Below are 14,665 nucleotides of genomic sequence, written 5' to 3'. Positions count from 1 at the left end.
TGAATGAAAAAATGGGTTAGGGAATGAGGTTCCCTAGCCCTTTTCTATGCTTCCGTTTGGCAACCGCACCTCAAAACATGTACGAATCAGATCACTTTGAACAGAAATCGTTCCCCGATGCTTCTCGACGATATTTTTCGCAATAAACAGGCCGAGTCCTGTGCCTCCCCCTTGATGAGTTCGCGCTTTGTCGCCCGTAAAAAACATGTCAAAAATATGCGGCAGCGCCTCCTCAGGTATCTGGTCACCGTAATTCATGATTTGCACAACCACTTCATCGCCCTCACGATAAGCGTTCAAATCGATAAATTGGCCATCGCCTCCATAGCGTATCGCGTTGGTCAGGATGTTCTCAAATACGCGCGCCAGCAGCTCCCCATCTCCCACAATCACTAATTCAGCAGCAATCGTACACCGCGCGACCAGCTCATTTTTCTCAAAGGAAGGATACATTTCATCATTTAACTGGACAAGCAATTCACTCAAATCAATGACCTTTTTCTCGATGTTGACCATGCCGTAATTCATTCTTGTAATTTCGAAGAGCTCATCAATCAGCTTTTCCAATCGTTGCGACTTGGTAAAAGCAATCATCGCATAATGCCGCATCTGTTCTTGTGACAACTGCTCGTCTCTCAAAATTAAATCCAGATAACCCAGAACGGATGTCAGTGGTGTGCGTAAATCGTGCGCCAGATTCAAAACAAGCTGATCCTTGCTGCTTTCCGCAAAGTCTCCTCTTTCTACCGCCTTTTGCAGCATTTCACTTGCCAGATTGATATCCTTGGCGATATCTGCGAACTCATCATTGGATGAAATTTGGACATGCCGGGTAAAGTCTCCACTCGCGAGATAATGAATGCCTGTTGAAATCTCCCGAAAATAGCCCGCATACCGTTTTGTCAGGAGATAGAAAAAGAAGATCGCAATGGGTGTAAAGAAAATCAAAAAGAAATTGATATCCCCCATCTCCCTAATAAAACGGCGAACCTGAGCCAATGGATCTTCGTACCTGACCTCCGCCCGATAGTAAAATTGGAGCACTTTATAGAGCAGATACGTTACGATGCTGGACAGAAGCATGCCAAGCCCAAAAAGCTCAATCATTTTGGAACGAAAGCTACGTCTCTTCTTCGCCATGGAAAAAACAAACCACTCCCTATACTGGTTTTCGTCTGGAGATCAATCATGATAGACTCTTTGAACACGTTCTCCTAAACGGCTTACCAGCTCGTTCGTAATAGTATTACTCTGTTGGGCCATCTCCTCGGCAGTGATGCCCTCTTCTTGATCTCTGCCGATAAAGACCACAACATCCCCTATTTGCACCTCTTCCATATCTGTAATATCCACAATAAGTTGATCCATGCAGACAAAGCCAATAATCGGTAGCCTTTTTCCTCTAATCAAGCAGGTAGCGTCCGCTTGAGACAGCATACGCGGAACCCCATCTGCATATCCGATGGATACGATGGCAATCTTACTGTCTTTCTGCGCTGTGTGGGCGCGTCCATAGCCAACGGAGGCTCCTTTTTCCACCTGCTTCACCTGCACGACTCTTGCTTTCAGTGATAACACCGGTCGTAGGTCGACGCTTGCTTTTACCTTGTCTCCCTGCTTGCTCAACATTCCGTAGAGAGCAATCCCAATCCGAGCATAATCGTATTGCAGTTCCCCGTAATTGAGCACGCCATAACTGCTTTGGACGTGCAGCTTCTGTGGATCGATGCCCTTTTCTTTCAACTGTTCGATCACTTTCTGGAAACGAGCAATTTGATTTTTCGTGTATGCGATGTCCGAAGCTTCCAAACTGTCAGCCACACTCAGATGCGTAAAGGTGCCGCATACCTGCAAATTTTTATATCGATACATGGCCGCAATTTTTTCTGTGTGTTCCCAAGATTCCCCGAGTCTCCCCATCCCAGTGTCGATCTTGATATGAACAGGGATTTTCACGTTGTAGCCATTCAGTTTTTGGGCATATTCGTCATCTACTACGGTTTGCGTCAGTCTGAAACGGGCGATTTGGCGTATCCGTCGTTCATCGGTATAGCCAAGCACCAGAATCTCCCCTTTTACGCCCTTCTTCCGGAGCTCGATTCCTTCATCGATTGTGGCAACTGCGAAGTGATCAATCCCGAGCTTGTTTAAATACCTCGCGACTTGCCATCCTCCATGACCATATGCCTGCGCCTTCACGACTGCCATTACCGCACAATCCTTCGGGAGAACCCGCTGGATTTCCCTTACATTATGTTGGAGATGAGGAAGATGGATATCCGCCCATGCTCGTCCTGTTTGATCCGGTTTCCCACCTCGAAAGCGCTGGATCACCTTCATCACTATCACAGAAAGAACAAACGATAGCACTGTGACCAGCATAAAATGCACCAAGCTGTTTTCTACAAGCAGCTGTGTCAATCCCGTTACTTTGGCCGCTCCGCGAATGAGCACAATACACAGGGGATGCAGGACATAGACATACAGACTCAGCTTTCGTAAGTTTGGACGATTTCTGCCTTTCCAGAACAACAGAAGTTGAAAAAGAAAATACATGCACGGTATCAAAAAAATATACATACTGTCATGGCGTTGCAGCTGATAAACGTGCAAAAGCAAGCCTTCCATTACCAGCATGCTTCCGAACAAACCAAGTCCGATGGCATACGGTGCGACCTTTTTCTTTTTCCGTCTGCGGGTAGTGGCAATCATCCCTCCCATGACTACAAAAACTGGGGCAAAAAATATACCGTTCCGTGTGTAATCAAACAGGGTAAACATTGATTGATAGATTCTATCCACATACGGATTCATCTGTGCAAATCCAAAATAGCTGTCTCCCAACAGCCCGATGCCATACAGCAGCATGGTCACCCAAAACGTTTTCCATACGGATAGTCTTGTGTACAAAATGGTACTGATACACACCCCCAGCATGATGCCAGGGAAATACCACAAATGATACAGGGTCCCGTTAAAAAGGAGGTCTTTTACCACCGAAAACACGGTCAATTGATCCGTAAAATACCCTGCGTACGCATTCACCGGCAGATAGAGAAGGATCGAAAGCAAATAGAGCTTTCCTACTTTCCATAAAAACTGCTTCAGCAAGTTCGCATTTTTGTTGCGATCTGTACTAAGCTTTTGCAAGAAGAAAAATCCTGTGCACATAAAGAAAAACGGAACCGCCACCCTGGCTATTGTGCGTGTCAGTGTAAAGTCAGCCCATTCGCTTATGGACAGCAGGGGAGAAGTATGGATTGCGATGACAAGAATCGCTGCGATAATTCGGAATTGATCCAGCCCGCCATACTGCTTTTGACTATCCACGCTCATTACTTGCCTCCTGATGAAACACCGTAATGATAAATCCATCCACGTTGTTACCCGATATTTCGTATCTCTCACCAGCCACAACCGGGATGTGCGTAACGGTATCGGTAGCTTTTACATAGTAGATTTCAATACTCTCCTCATCCACTAGCAAATGCTCCTGATGGAATTCGTAGTTTTTCACATACTCCATATACTCTTCCAGACAAAGCTGAAGCTTTTCCATTAAAACGGCATGCGGATAACCCACATATCGAAAATGCCAAGGCTCATCCGAAATCCCTGTCAGCTGTTCCTTATCTTTGTCGTAGCGTTTGATAAACCCAACTTGACTGGCACGTTGGCGAAACATTCGGCATACGCCATGATCGGGAAAAGAAGGGCAGATAAAATCGATCTCTTCCTTCTTTTCCCCTACATCAATCGCAAGCCCTGTCTGATGTTCACTTTCATTCGGACGTGCGACAAATTTACTGGTAAACACCTGTCCATTTTCCAGCAAGGATTGATCATAGATATCCTTTTGTTCGGCCTTGCTGCGAAAGCCACTAACTGGCACGATTGTCTGCTCTGCGTTACAGGCTTTCAGCAGCTTGGCAAACATCTTCGCAGCCGTGTTTTCCAACATGATATTGTTGTGTGCTCCGTCAATCAGCCGCATGCGGTTTAGCAGGATGCTGTCATCTGTTTGCCAGCGGATCGGGTACTGGCGATTCACCAAAATTAGATGGCCGTGATGCAAATTTTCGCTGTTTAAAGAAATCGTCGAGACGTGAGGTTGTGTCATCGATTAGTCCTCCTCCAACGCTAGCATAATCAACGTATCAAGAAGCTCTTTATAGGAAATTCCCGCTGCACGCAGCATACTTGGATATCTGCTTTTCGAGGTAAAGCCAGGGATGGTATTTACTTCGTTAAACACAATGTCTCCGTCTGGAGTGACAAACATATCCACACGAGCAAAACCACGACAGCCTAAAACCTGATAGAGATGGGTCGCTGTTTGCTTGATTTTTGCAGCGAGTTCTTCGTCAATTCTTGCTGGGACATGGATGTGGGCAGTCTCCAATGAATACTTTTCCGTATAATTGAAAAAGCCTTGGAGCAACTCGATCTCATCCACTTCTCCCACAAGGAACTCACGATTTCCAAGTACCGCACAGCCTACCTCAAATCCCTCGATGTTTTCCTCGATGACTACTTTGTCATCATGCAAAAGGGCGTTTTCTATACCAAAAATCAATTCTTGCGTGTTGTATGCTTTTGTAATTCCAATCGAAGACCCTGCCTTTGCAGGCTTGACATACAAAGGGAATCCCAGTTCTTCGGTGGTAGATTGAACCGTTGCAAGAGCAGTATTTTGATAAACGGTAACGGATCTGGGCGTTTTTACACCGGAGCTTGCCGCCAGCGTGTGAGCGATATCCTTGTCCATACAAATCGCAGAGGATAGAGTCTGACAACCGACAAACGGAATTCCGGCGAGCTCTAATAGCCCTTGTACCGTTCCATCCTCTCCGTTTTTGCCATGCAAAATGGGGAACACCACATCAACCTTCGTGATCGACATGGCACCGTTCTCCTGTGTAACAATTCCCCGCATCTGTCTGCAAGGAGCGAGAAAGGCAGGCACACACTTCTCACTTTGATGCCAACTGTCATTCCGAATGCTTTCAATGTTGCCGGTATATCGCAGCCATTGTCCTTCCCTCGTAATCCCTAGCAAAATAATCTCGTACTTTTCCTGACACAAACTCTCCAGCACCGAGCTCGTAGATTTAAGAGATACTTCATACTCCGAGGAACATCCCCCAAACAATATCGCCACAGTCAATTTCTTCATAAGTTTCACTCCTCCTGATCTTTGTCCACGTAGCTTGTTACAATGACGCCACCCATGTTGTCACCCGAAATCTCATAGTTGCTAGTAATCGGTACTTTGATCGTCATCTCTTGATCGGCAGGGTAGTAGTTAATTTCGTAGATCTTCCCATCGTTTGTCACGGAGATACTTCTTTTATCTTTTAGGTAATCCAAATACTCTTCCAGCGAAAAGTTATTCTCCTTCATGATCGCGCTATGCGGCAGGCCGACATACCGGAAATGCCACGGCTCGTATGCCGTTCCCGTGATGGCTATTTTGTCTTTTGGATAACGCAAAATAAAACCGTATTTCCACGAGTTATCCTCCAGCCATTTGCCTTCAGGGGCATGCTCCATTTTCATTTGCGTCGATCCTATATCAAGAGCGGAACCTACATTATGTTCGCTGTAGCCGCTTGGCATCGCGTACTCTGGTCCCATTTCTTCATACAGCTTCTCTTGTTCTGCCATGCCTCGATAGCCGCTGTTCAGGATAAAGTGACTCACGTTATCTCGCTGCGCAGCTTCGACCATCTCTAAAAATACTTTGGCTACACGCTCTGACACTTCGATTCTGTGATCGAGCAAACGATAGCCTTGTAACAGTTCTTCATGCTCAGATAACCGAACCACATCGCTTTTTACCCCTGCCTCATGAACCGGATAGTCTTTGTTGACCAAAAGAAGGTCTCCCTGATAAATTTGGTCTTTTGCTATTTGTAGCGATTGGTACTCCACACCGGTGGCCTCTCTCAACGTTTCCATATGTCCCCCAACATCAGGTGGTCCATCTGTTATTTTTTGAAAAACGATATATCCAAACAGCAATAAAATGACAAGCCAAAAAACCCTCTTTTTCATTCACAGTTCCTCCTTTACTTACACCTGTAGGATAGGGAAAACTGTTAAAATAAAAAGTAGGGTAAATATAAAATAATTTTAAAGATGTCCATTCATTTTTATAAAGTTGCTAGCTGGATAGAGAGGGGGGTCAGCAGCATAGCATGAACAAAACAGACCGTTTGTTGGCAATCGTTCTGGAGCTGCAGCGAAAAGGTACGTTGCGCGCAGAGGATTTGGCCGCGACCTTCGAGACGAGCGTCCGGACGATTTATCGTGATATGCAGGCATTGAGCGAAGCAGGCGTCCCCATCGTCGGGGCACCCGGTCAGGGCTATTCGTTAATGGAAGGGTATTTTCTGCCGCCCGTCAGCTTTTCGGTAGAAGAAGCCGTTGCACTCTTGATCGGAGCAGACTTGGTCGAGCAAGCATTTGACCAAAACTTTGGCATTAGCGCAAGAGCTGTACAGCGCAAAGTAGAAGCGATCCTGTCAGCGGATGTAGGCGAACAAGCCAGCCGTATCCGTTCAACCTTTCGCCTCGTAAGCCCCAGAGCAAACAATCTGCACGAGCAGGAAAAGGCGCATGCACAACTCCTCCACGATGCGATCATCAATGAGCGGAAGGTGCGTTTCCGCTATCGGAGGGGCACACCGGGACTCGATGACGATCGTGAAACAGTGCGTGACGTTGCTCCATATGGTCTGGTGCTGGTTCGTGGTTCTTGGATACTTCTCGCTCATTGCGATCTGCGACAGGATATTCGTCGATTCCGCCTGTCACGTATGAGCGGCCTGATCGTATTGGAAGACCGCTTTATCCTCCCTGACCATTTCCATTTTGATGATTACAAGCCTCTCGACGATCGGTCTCTGGAGGTGCAGATCGTCATCAGCGCAGCTATCGCTGATCGGGTAAAAGAATCGGGCAATTTTTTTATAGAAGAGATTACAGAGCATCCGGACGGCTTTCTCGTCAGATTGCGCGTCAGACAAATCGAAGAAATATTGTCTTGGGTACTTGGGTTGGGGGCAGATGCGGTTGTTCTTACGCCTGAATCCTTGCGTAGCCGAATGCGCGAAGAAGCCAAAAAATTATTCGAACGCTACTGACATACTGCTGTCAGTAGCGTTTTACTATGATAAAAACAAGAAAACCAAGAGGAGCTGATTCGCCCATGAATACAAAAGAAATCGTGAACAAATTTGAAGACGTGACAAACCACTACTTGCATGAATTAGAAGGCTTCACCATGGAACAACTCTTGCAAAAACCAAGTGAAGAGGAATGGTCGATCGGTCAAATGTACCTTCACTTGATCCAATCTGCCCGGTATTTTCAACTGGGAAGTATCGAGAAGTGTAGACAAGGTGGTCCTGCTGTCACCGAAGCAGGTACCGAAAAATCCGAGATCGGGCAGACCATATTTGCTCAAGGCTCCTTGCCTCCCGTTCGCGTGAAAGTCCCTGCCTCCCCGGAGTACACACCTGCACAACCAGAGAGCAAGGAGCAATTGCGTGATGGACTCATCAGCGTGCTCACACAAATGAAAGAGCTGGAACCGACTCTGGACGAAATTCCTGCGCATCACACGGTGGCTCACCCAGCCTTCGGTCCGCTGACGGCAAAGGAATGGTTTGCCGTCGTAGAAATGCACTATCGTCATCACCTGCTCCAGCTCAACCGACTGAAGGGTTAGTTTTTTTCTCCAAACATACCCGCAAGCTTTTGATAAGTTGGCGGAAATTCTGCCTGATAGCGCAAGAAGGACGGGATCGGATAGCGGATTCCGCCTTTTTGCGTTCCCACTAATCCCTCCACCAGCTCGGCGGCATCGCGAAAATGAAAGCTGAAGGCCATCTCGTGATCCTGTGTCTGGGCAAACAATCTGTCGCCATAACACGGTACGATCACTTGCGGCTGTCCAGTCTGGATCGGCTTGATTGCGATGTCCGCACAATCGGCCCGACTGGAAAAGGTGGAAGGAATCGATCCACCGCGCTTGTACAGCATCCCCGCCACCAATCGCATGACTTGTGCCGCATTGCCGTAAATCACGACGACATCTGGCTCGATCTCTGCCCGCTCCAGCGGAAATGATACGTAGTAGCCGCTTTCTTCTGCTGAAAATTTCGGGACATCCAGCTCGCTTTTCGCCCCATTTTCCAATGAATCTGTATACATCCCACAGGCGAGATGACCCTCTGTATAAAACGCCGGCTGCTCTTCATAGCCAAAAGCCACCTGCGCGATCGGACAGGACAGATCGGCTCCATTCATCGCGATACTCCAGCCATAACGTCGTGAAAAACCGACAGCCTGGCAAATGGTAATCGGATAACCCAGATCACGAACAGGTCGCTTTGCCTTTGACGGCAGAGCGGCTTCTTCTTTTCGGATGCTAACTCCTACAGGAAAGGTCTCGGTCCTCACATACATTTGAAGCGCTTGATTTAGCTCGATGGCGTTCATTCCATTTTCCCCCTCGTTTTTCACTTACACTATTCATACTCCGAATTTTTCGTCTTTTTTGCCCAAAGTCCTGTCACTCCCTCCATTTTTCTCAAAGCTTACAACATCGTAAGGTAATGGAAAGGTTAATCGATAGGGAGTCAAAACAATCCCTGTTAGGATAAAAAAAGACTACACGGATTACTTGGGATGGCTGGAGGGTTCACAATGAAAAAGTTCGCATGGCTGGGCACGGCGCTTCTCGTCTTTCTGTTAATGGGATGCTCCTCCAGCTCACCAGATGCAGTGCAAGGGCTCGAAAAAGAAGAAGCGGCGCAAATCGCTGCAGCCGCTGTTAGACAATATTATCAGATGGATGTTGATACGACTGATCGGGAAATCACATTGGAGGACCCAACCAATTCGGTATACAGAGGAGTCCCTGTTCACGCCATACTGAAACGCGAACCTGTGAGTGGCGATGTCCATGGCTTTCACGCCATCATCGAACCGAGGTCAAAGCAAATTCTTTCTCTATCGATTGACGTTATTGGAATAAACGGAGAAATGGCGACAAAAACGATGACAGAAGCAGATTTGGAAAAGACGGCATCAGATTTCATCCGCTCGAAAAACCTGCTTGCGACGAACGACTTCCAATTGGTTAAAGCTTCTGACGCTCATTCCAATGACGCCAAGCGTTACTTTTATTACACAGATGGCCTAAATGATGTGGCAATCGGAGTGGACCCAGGCCTGCAGCAGGTCGTTACGTTCACATATGATTGACGCACCCTAACCCTTTACATTTACAGTGGGTTCTTCGTTGCGACCGCAATCGCTTTTGTAACGAAAGAACCCATTGCTGTTAGTTTCCGCTGTATTTATCCTCAATTTCCTCTCTCATTTCCTGATAAGTCTCGGTTGTGAGACTCACCAAGTAATTGGTAAGCTCCTCCTTGGACTGTGTAGCCAACGCTTCTCTTTCTTGCCTTTTCCCACTAAGGTACTCTCTCGCTTCATTGCCAATCTTGCCACTCACAGACAAATGCTCGATCGCCATTCCGATGTTCAGGCTCTCCCGCCAGTTTTTCTCGTACCAGTCCCGGTCATAAGCATCCACCCATTTTTTGCGGTCGATCAGCACAGCATCTGCTTCTGTCAAAGCATCCCGTTTCCACTGCTCCCACTTCTGGGCAATTTCTTTCGCACGTTCCAGCTCTTGCTTGAACTGCTCGCGGTTCGTCACATTTGCATACAGACCTTCTGACGCGTGGGCAATTTCCTTCAATTGCTTCTGCCCTTCTGCATTCACGTCAAAGCCAATGACGTTCAACAACGGCATAATTTTGGACTGGGACAATTCCTTGGCTACTTCCACCGGATTGCCATCGCACGTCTCGATACCGTCACTGACTAGGTAGATGACATTCGTATTTTTATCCGCTTCGAATCCCGCCAGATCCTCCTGAGCTAGACGCAAGGAGTGCGCAATGGATGTCCAGCCCGTCGGCTCAAACATGGCAAGTGCTTGCTCAAGACCTTTCGCATCGTAGGCTTGCAATGGATAGACCATCTCACTGCTGCCGCATGAGAGCTGTTTATGCTCATCTGCATTGCTTCCCTTATGTCCATACACGCGCAGCGAGATTCTCGCCTCTTCTGGCAGTGCTTCCGCGAATTCCTGGATCGCTTCCTTGGCAAGCTGCATTTTCGTTTTGTCCCCAATTTTCCCAGCCATGCTGCCGCTTGCATCCAGGATGATTTCTACGTTGAAATTTTCCCGAAACTGAAAGCGGGCGTCCTCGATGTCCGGACTCCCATACGAAGCCATTCTCCAGCGGTCCACAACCATTTGAGGACTGAGGTAATCCTCGGCAAACAAGGTGAGCAATTGATTCCAGTACAAATCCAAGTAAGCATCATTCATCCCGTCGACCAAGGTAGGCATTTTATCCAAAACCTGTATGATCTCAGCTCGATGCGGATAAGCTGCGTGGAAAAATTGTGTGCCAGCGAGTGGTCCGGGCTGGGAAGCAATCAATTCCTGTGTCGTCTGCGGCCATTGATTTTGCCTGATCCCTGTACCCGCTCCTATTGCACCCAGTGAACAACCAGAAAGCAGCAGCATGATCATGATGCTGTTGATCAAGAGCGACATCCGCATTTTCGTGTTACGCATTCGGTCATATCCTCCTTGCCTTGTTGCCTTGTTGATCAGATCGCCGCGTTTTTCTTTCGGATGAACGCCATGAACAGGCAGGACAGCGGCAGGAAAACCCCATAGATGATCACCAACCATCATCATCCAAGAATGGGGATATTGATGTAAAACCAGTCATTTACTTCATCAATAAAACCGATCCGTCTGCTTTCGCCCGTCTGGTAGATTTGCTCAGAGTAAGCAGGAATAAAGTCAAAGCCCATCGATTCCGATTCGTACTTTACAGAAGTTGTTACTTCAATCCGATTGTCACTGTTGAACAATTTGACGGACGAGCCGCTGAGCGTTGCATTGTTATCCGATAGCACTTTTGCCACTACTCCAGGAATTTCTGCAGTTGCCTTCCTCAACCCTAGAATTACATATCCCTGCAACTCAACATTGCCTGGCAATGCGCGGCTCAATACCGAGTCAATCGCGCCGTATTCAATCTCGCTATGTGACCAATCGGGGTGCGATGCTCTCAGCGAGCTCTCAGCAGCTGTTAGTCTTGGCGTGAGATAATCATAGTCAGAATTCCGAGCCGGTGACGCATCATACATGTCAATTGCCCGCTCCATCTCATCATAAATATCCTTCACCGCCGCAATACTCGCCTGCTGCGCACTGTTCGACGCCTGCTCCTTGTCTACAAAAATGGTCGAAAAGTTGAAAAGCGCAACAAACACCAGCATGAACATAAACCAGTAAATCGTCAGGGTGAAGATCGTCATATTTCCACGTTCATTTTGCAAGTGACGCAGTATACGTACCATCTAGTTCATCACCCTGCTTTTCATTTCCCGATCAAAGGAGATATATCGGTCTTCCTTTTTGATATATAGCCAATCAGGAAGAAACCCCAGCTCCATCTGCACGCCGACCTTGGCGGTAAAATATCCGCTGCCTTCCCATGTGATACCGCCTCCATTGTAGGAAATGTAGCCTCCAGCAGCATCCACCACGTTCTTCGCAGCTTGCATGGCTTCTCCCGAATTACCCGTTATGGCGTACACCTTAGCCGCCTCATTTGCTGCCGACTGAGAGATGATTACGCCGTAGACGCCCACAAGAAACTGCCAGCAAATCAGCATGATCAGAAAGACGAACGGCAGTATGGCGATAAACTCTACGGTGACCGAGCCCTTTTCATTGGAAACGATCTTCTTCAGGCGCATTCTTCGCTCATCTCCTCTCGAACTTATTTGCAAGCTACCTTTCATCAAGCAGCAATCCCCCTGCCACAGCCGCTTCCGCTCCTGCTGCCTCGTCCTTCCATTTATTCACGTACATCATGAACATGACCGCAAAAAACGGGAGAACAATCACATTGAGCAAAAGCTCGATAAACATAACCGCCCCAAAGGTCGCCGTAATAGACGTGACGAGGAACAAGCCCGCCAAACTGATTAGCCATTCCACCACGCTCACCATTAGCAACAGGCCAAAGATTTGGAAAAAATGCTTTTTGCCCATTTCCATGGCAGCTCGCCAGCAACGCCAAGCCGATTGTTTTTTCAGCACCACAAAAAACGGCGTCAGATAGAACAAGATCAACAGAATCAACCCGGGTATCATGAACAGCATCATTCCTGTAGAGACAAGAAAGCTAAACACGATCCCAAATACGAATACGGAAAAGCTGTGTTCAAAAAAAGTCCGAAATGCCTTTCGAATCGGACGCTCATCGCCGTTCAGATCACTTTGGACATACTGGGCAAAAGGGATCTGGAGGATCAGCAAAAACAGAAGAAGTAAAAACAGATTGAAAAAGCTTGCTACGAATTTGGCGCCCGTGATCGCGGCAATCAGATTCAGGTAATTCAGCGTAAAGTTGTGGATGATAAAAAATGGAACCACGAGCACGGCGGACAAGAGCAGCAAGGATTCGATGTTCCGTGCATAAAAACGGATGCTCTCTTTGAAGGGATGCATATGAGTATCTCTCACCTTTCCTGTTAAGGGTTTCGCAGCTTATCCATCAGCCCGTTTTCCAAAATGGCCATATTAAGCTTATCGTGGGCTTTCCGCAACTGTTCAACCGAATGGAAAGACTCATGTTTCCCTGTCGTATGCGTCTCAAAGCTTTTCACGGATTCATCGGCAATATTTCGCAGTGTTTTGTCTTTGTATACAGAGAGCAAGTCGCTCAGTTTTTTTCGTTTCTGCTCCTGTACCCGATCCAGTTCTACTCGATTGGATTGGAAAAACTGGTAAAGCCGATCCACCGAGTCTTTGATCAGCACCTGCTTGCGAATGCGATCATACAAAATGTAGTCGGATTCAAATAACACATCCCGTAATGCCGTTTCTTCTCCCGCAATGACGTAATTGCGAGCGAAGAATTGATTGAGCAAATCCATCCCTCGATCATAAATGGCACGCAGCTGGTCCCGGCTTTCCAGCATGGTTTTGCAAACGTCGATTAGCTTCTCTGCATCTTGCCGAAGCACAGTGTCCATCTTATCTAGGTAGCTAGGTAAAAGCGCCCTCAGATACTCGTATTTTTGCTCGTACATCTCGATCGGTTTATCCTTATCGATGGCCAGATTGTTCTTAATCTTGCGCCCTGCATGTGCATGCACCAAAAACAGTTTCACGATGGGCTCTGCTTCATTGCGGCGAACCACTTCACCATCCGGTCGCAGCACCAAGTACCCGACAGCGTCTTTTTTCCCCCATTTCCAGTACGCTACATGGTAGTAATATTCTCCGTCTACGTAGGCCGGGTAATTATACAGCTCTGTCCTCTCTAAAAAACGCTTATTCCGCTCGATCTGAGCCTGAACCTGTGGTGTATTCACGACTTTCATAAGCAAGGACCTCCGTTACGCAAATAAGGATTTTACCCATCCAACAGCTTTTCCGACCCCATCCCGGATTCCACGGGTAATCGCTCCTCCGGCTAGCTTGTCAGCGTACTTCACGAGTTTGCTCAATCCCCACAAAACCGCACCAGTGACAACAAGCACACCGCCTACCGCCTGCCCACCTGGTATGACGGAAGCAATGACCCCTGCATCCATCAGCACACTACCGACATTACCGACGCCATCCACAAATTTCTCATTTTGTGTAGCTTCATTCTGGCTCGGATCAAACGCCATGCCAAAACTGCCGACCGTATCCATGATGTCAAACGGAAGGCTGATCGCTGCTACGCCCACATTTAAGCCTTTTACGATTCCCGGCATTCTAACGCCGGATGGATTTGCCGAATTCGTCAGCTGACCGCCTTGGAAAATATCCCGAAAGCTGTTATTCGGCAATTGCGCCAACACAAATTGATAGTTGGCCCACGCGTTCATCCCGTCGAGTGAATCGACACCCAAGCCTGTTACAGTACCTACATACGGCGTATTCTTGAAGGCTAGATCAAGGCCTTTTATTGCCAGGTCTCCCAGTAACATGCCTTTGCCCCGAAGTCCCGTCGCCATATCTACTTCGCCGTTCATAAGCAAATCAGCGCTGTATGCCAGCGTTCCGCCCATGACGTCCTTGAACGTCCATTTGACTGCACCGTATTCAAGCGTCTCCGTCATCGTCTTCGAACCGTCAGAGTTTGCGCCGGGTGGCTGCATTTCTATATTCGTAGTCGGGGCGGTTGCGTTTGGAGCTTGCGGGTTCGGTTGATTGACATTCGGCGCTTGCAGGTCCGGTTGATTGACGTTTGGAGCCTGCAGATTTGGCTGCTGCCAGTTCGGCGCCTGCATGTTCGGTGCCTGCATATTCGGTGCCTGCACATTCGGCTGCTCCCAGTTCGGCGCCTGCACATTCGGCTGTTCCCAGTCTGGCGCCTGCATGTTCGGTTGCTGCCAATTTGGCGCATTGTAATTCGGCGCTTGCAGGTTAACAGATGATGCCAGAGCCGCAATCGGAAGCAGATTCATCAAAAGAATCAGAAAAGCAAAGGTAGCCGCTGCAATTGGGCTTCTAATCCAATTCCTCACTTCACAAACCTCCTTTTGGAGATTT

General features: G+C 47.8%; 15 protein-coding genes. 3 read left to right on the top strand and 12 right to left on the bottom strand.

Annotated elements, in window-relative coordinates; translation table 11 throughout:
• Positions 1-33: 33 nt before the first annotated feature.
• The 5 genes from ACKKE8_RS03865 to ACKKE8_RS03845 are packed head-to-tail and all read right to left on the bottom strand — an operon-like array spanning position 34 to position 6,057.
• Positions 34-1,140 (bottom strand): ATP-binding protein, encoded by a 1,107-nt coding sequence (locus ACKKE8_RS03865; protein WP_409176987.1) that lies wholly within the window; start codon positions 1,138-1,140, stop codon positions 34-36.
• 42 nt (positions 1,141-1,182) lie between these two features.
• The gene (vanT, locus tag ACKKE8_RS03860; protein ID WP_409176986.1) at positions 1,183-3,336 is read right to left on the bottom strand and encodes a serine racemase VanT catalytic subunit; all 2,154 of its coding nucleotides are present in this window, start codon (positions 3,334-3,336) and stop codon (positions 1,183-1,185) included.
• Positions 3,323-4,120, bottom strand: a complete 798-nt coding sequence (locus ACKKE8_RS03855; RefSeq protein ID WP_409176985.1) for a M15 family metallopeptidase — start codon at positions 4,118-4,120, stop codon at positions 3,323-3,325. Before ACKKE8_RS03855 ends, vanT begins: the two co-directional genes overlap by 14 nt.
• A 3-nt stretch (positions 4,121-4,123) precedes the next feature.
• Positions 4,124-5,176 carry a D-alanine--D-serine ligase VanG gene (gene vanG / locus ACKKE8_RS03850; protein WP_409176984.1) on the bottom strand — a complete coding sequence of 351 codons (1,053 nt, stop codon included), beginning with the start codon at positions 5,174-5,176 and terminating at the stop codon, positions 4,124-4,126.
• A gap of 5 nt (positions 5,177-5,181) precedes the next feature.
• On the bottom strand, positions 5,182-6,057 hold the full coding sequence (locus ACKKE8_RS03845) for a D-alanyl-D-alanine carboxypeptidase family protein (RefSeq protein WP_409176983.1): 876 nt from the start codon (positions 6,055-6,057) through the stop codon (positions 5,182-5,184).
• A 143-nt stretch (positions 6,058-6,200) separates the two neighbouring features.
• On the opposite strand from ACKKE8_RS03845, the gene ACKKE8_RS03840 reads away from it, so the two are divergent.
• A complete protein-coding gene (locus tag ACKKE8_RS03840) occupies positions 6,201-7,148 on the top strand; it encodes a helix-turn-helix transcriptional regulator (RefSeq protein WP_409176982.1) in 948 nt (315 codons plus the stop codon).
• Positions 7,149-7,213: 65 nt separating this feature from the next.
• Positions 7,214-7,735 (top strand): DinB family protein, encoded by a 522-nt coding sequence (locus ACKKE8_RS03835; RefSeq protein WP_409176981.1) that lies wholly within the window; start codon positions 7,214-7,216, stop codon positions 7,733-7,735.
• Here the strand turns inward: ACKKE8_RS03835 and ACKKE8_RS03830 are convergent.
• On the bottom strand, positions 7,732-8,508 hold the full coding sequence (locus tag ACKKE8_RS03830; protein ID WP_017249697.1) for a DUF169 domain-containing protein: 777 nt from the start codon (positions 8,506-8,508) through the stop codon (positions 7,732-7,734). The two genes, ACKKE8_RS03835 and ACKKE8_RS03830, sit on opposite strands and share 4 nt — an antisense overlap.
• A gap of 207 nt (positions 8,509-8,715) precedes the next feature.
• On the opposite strand from ACKKE8_RS03830, the gene ACKKE8_RS03825 reads away from it, so the two are divergent.
• Positions 8,716-9,276: a hypothetical protein gene (locus ACKKE8_RS03825; protein ID WP_409176980.1), complete on the top strand. Its 561-nt coding sequence runs from the start codon at positions 8,716-8,718 to the stop codon at positions 9,274-9,276.
• Between the two features lie 79 nt (positions 9,277-9,355).
• On the opposite strand, the gene ACKKE8_RS03820 is transcribed toward ACKKE8_RS03825, so the two are convergent.
• From ACKKE8_RS03820 to ACKKE8_RS03795, 6 genes are all read right to left on the bottom strand, one after another.
• Positions 9,356-10,669 carry a VWA domain-containing protein gene (locus ACKKE8_RS03820; protein ID WP_409176979.1) on the bottom strand — a complete coding sequence of 438 codons (1,314 nt, stop codon included), beginning with the start codon at positions 10,667-10,669 and terminating at the stop codon, positions 9,356-9,358.
• Positions 10,670-10,791: 122 nt separating this feature from the next.
• Positions 10,792-11,466: a Tad domain-containing protein gene (locus ACKKE8_RS03815; RefSeq protein ID WP_409176978.1), complete on the bottom strand. Its 675-nt coding sequence runs from the start codon at positions 11,464-11,466 to the stop codon at positions 10,792-10,794.
• Complete coding sequence (locus ACKKE8_RS03810) at positions 11,467-11,868, bottom strand: TadE/TadG family type IV pilus assembly protein (RefSeq protein WP_056495069.1); 402 nt, start codon at positions 11,866-11,868, stop codon at positions 11,467-11,469.
• A 34-nt stretch (positions 11,869-11,902) separates the two neighbouring features.
• Positions 11,903-12,625 (bottom strand): hypothetical protein, encoded by a 723-nt coding sequence (locus ACKKE8_RS03805; protein WP_409176977.1) that lies wholly within the window; start codon positions 12,623-12,625, stop codon positions 11,903-11,905.
• Between the two features lie 23 nt (positions 12,626-12,648).
• On the bottom strand, positions 12,649-13,503 hold the full coding sequence (locus ACKKE8_RS03800; RefSeq protein ID WP_409176976.1) for a hypothetical protein: 855 nt from the start codon (positions 13,501-13,503) through the stop codon (positions 12,649-12,651).
• A 15-nt stretch (positions 13,504-13,518) separates the two neighbouring features.
• Positions 13,519-14,640, bottom strand: coding sequence for a hypothetical protein (locus ACKKE8_RS03795; protein ID WP_409176975.1), 1,122 nt, complete (start codon positions 14,638-14,640; stop codon positions 13,519-13,521).
• Positions 14,641-14,665 lie beyond the last annotated feature (25 nt).

It is taken from the genome of Brevibacillus fortis, assembly GCF_046196545.1.
Lineage (GTDB): Bacteria > Bacillota > Bacilli > Brevibacillales > Brevibacillaceae > Brevibacillus > Brevibacillus fortis_A.
Note: the sequence above shows the minus strand (reverse complement) of the source record. Positions and strands in the feature narration are given on the sequence as shown.

Excerpts from the sequence above, each read along its gene's own strand:
- ACKKE8_RS03865 (WP_409176987.1), bottom strand. The coding sequence starts at position 1,140 with ATGGCGAAGAAGAGACGTAGCTTTCGTTCCAAAATGATTGAGCTTTTT.
- vanT (WP_409176986.1), bottom strand. The coding sequence starts at position 3,336 with ATGAGCGTGGATAGTCAAAAGCAGTATGGCGGGCTGGATCAATTCCGA.
- ACKKE8_RS03855 (WP_409176985.1), bottom strand. The coding sequence starts at position 4,120 with ATGACACAACCTCACGTCTCGACGATTTCTTTAAACAGCGAAAATTTG.
- vanG (WP_409176984.1), bottom strand. The coding sequence starts at position 5,176 with ATGAAGAAATTGACTGTGGCGATATTGTTTGGGGGATGTTCCTCGGAG.
- ACKKE8_RS03845 (WP_409176983.1), bottom strand. The coding sequence starts at position 6,057 with ATGAAAAAGAGGGTTTTTTGGCTTGTCATTTTATTGCTGTTTGGATAT.
- ACKKE8_RS03840 (WP_409176982.1), top strand. The coding sequence starts at position 6,201 with ATGAACAAAACAGACCGTTTGTTGGCAATCGTTCTGGAGCTGCAGCGA.
- ACKKE8_RS03835 (WP_409176981.1), top strand. The coding sequence starts at position 7,214 with ATGAATACAAAAGAAATCGTGAACAAATTTGAAGACGTGACAAACCAC.
- ACKKE8_RS03830 (WP_017249697.1), bottom strand. The coding sequence starts at position 8,508 with ATGAACGCCATCGAGCTAAATCAAGCGCTTCAAATGTATGTGAGGACC.
- ACKKE8_RS03825 (WP_409176980.1), top strand. The coding sequence starts at position 8,716 with ATGAAAAAGTTCGCATGGCTGGGCACGGCGCTTCTCGTCTTTCTGTTA.
- ACKKE8_RS03820 (WP_409176979.1), bottom strand. The coding sequence starts at position 10,669 with ATGCGTAACACGAAAATGCGGATGTCGCTCTTGATCAACAGCATCATG.
- ACKKE8_RS03815 (WP_409176978.1), bottom strand. The coding sequence starts at position 11,466 with ATGGTACGTATACTGCGTCACTTGCAAAATGAACGTGGAAATATGACG.
- ACKKE8_RS03810 (WP_056495069.1), bottom strand. The coding sequence starts at position 11,868 with ATGCGCCTGAAGAAGATCGTTTCCAATGAAAAGGGCTCGGTCACCGTA.
- ACKKE8_RS03805 (WP_409176977.1), bottom strand. The coding sequence starts at position 12,625 with ATGCATCCCTTCAAAGAGAGCATCCGTTTTTATGCACGGAACATCGAA.
- ACKKE8_RS03800 (WP_409176976.1), bottom strand. The coding sequence starts at position 13,503 with ATGAAAGTCGTGAATACACCACAGGTTCAGGCTCAGATCGAGCGGAAT.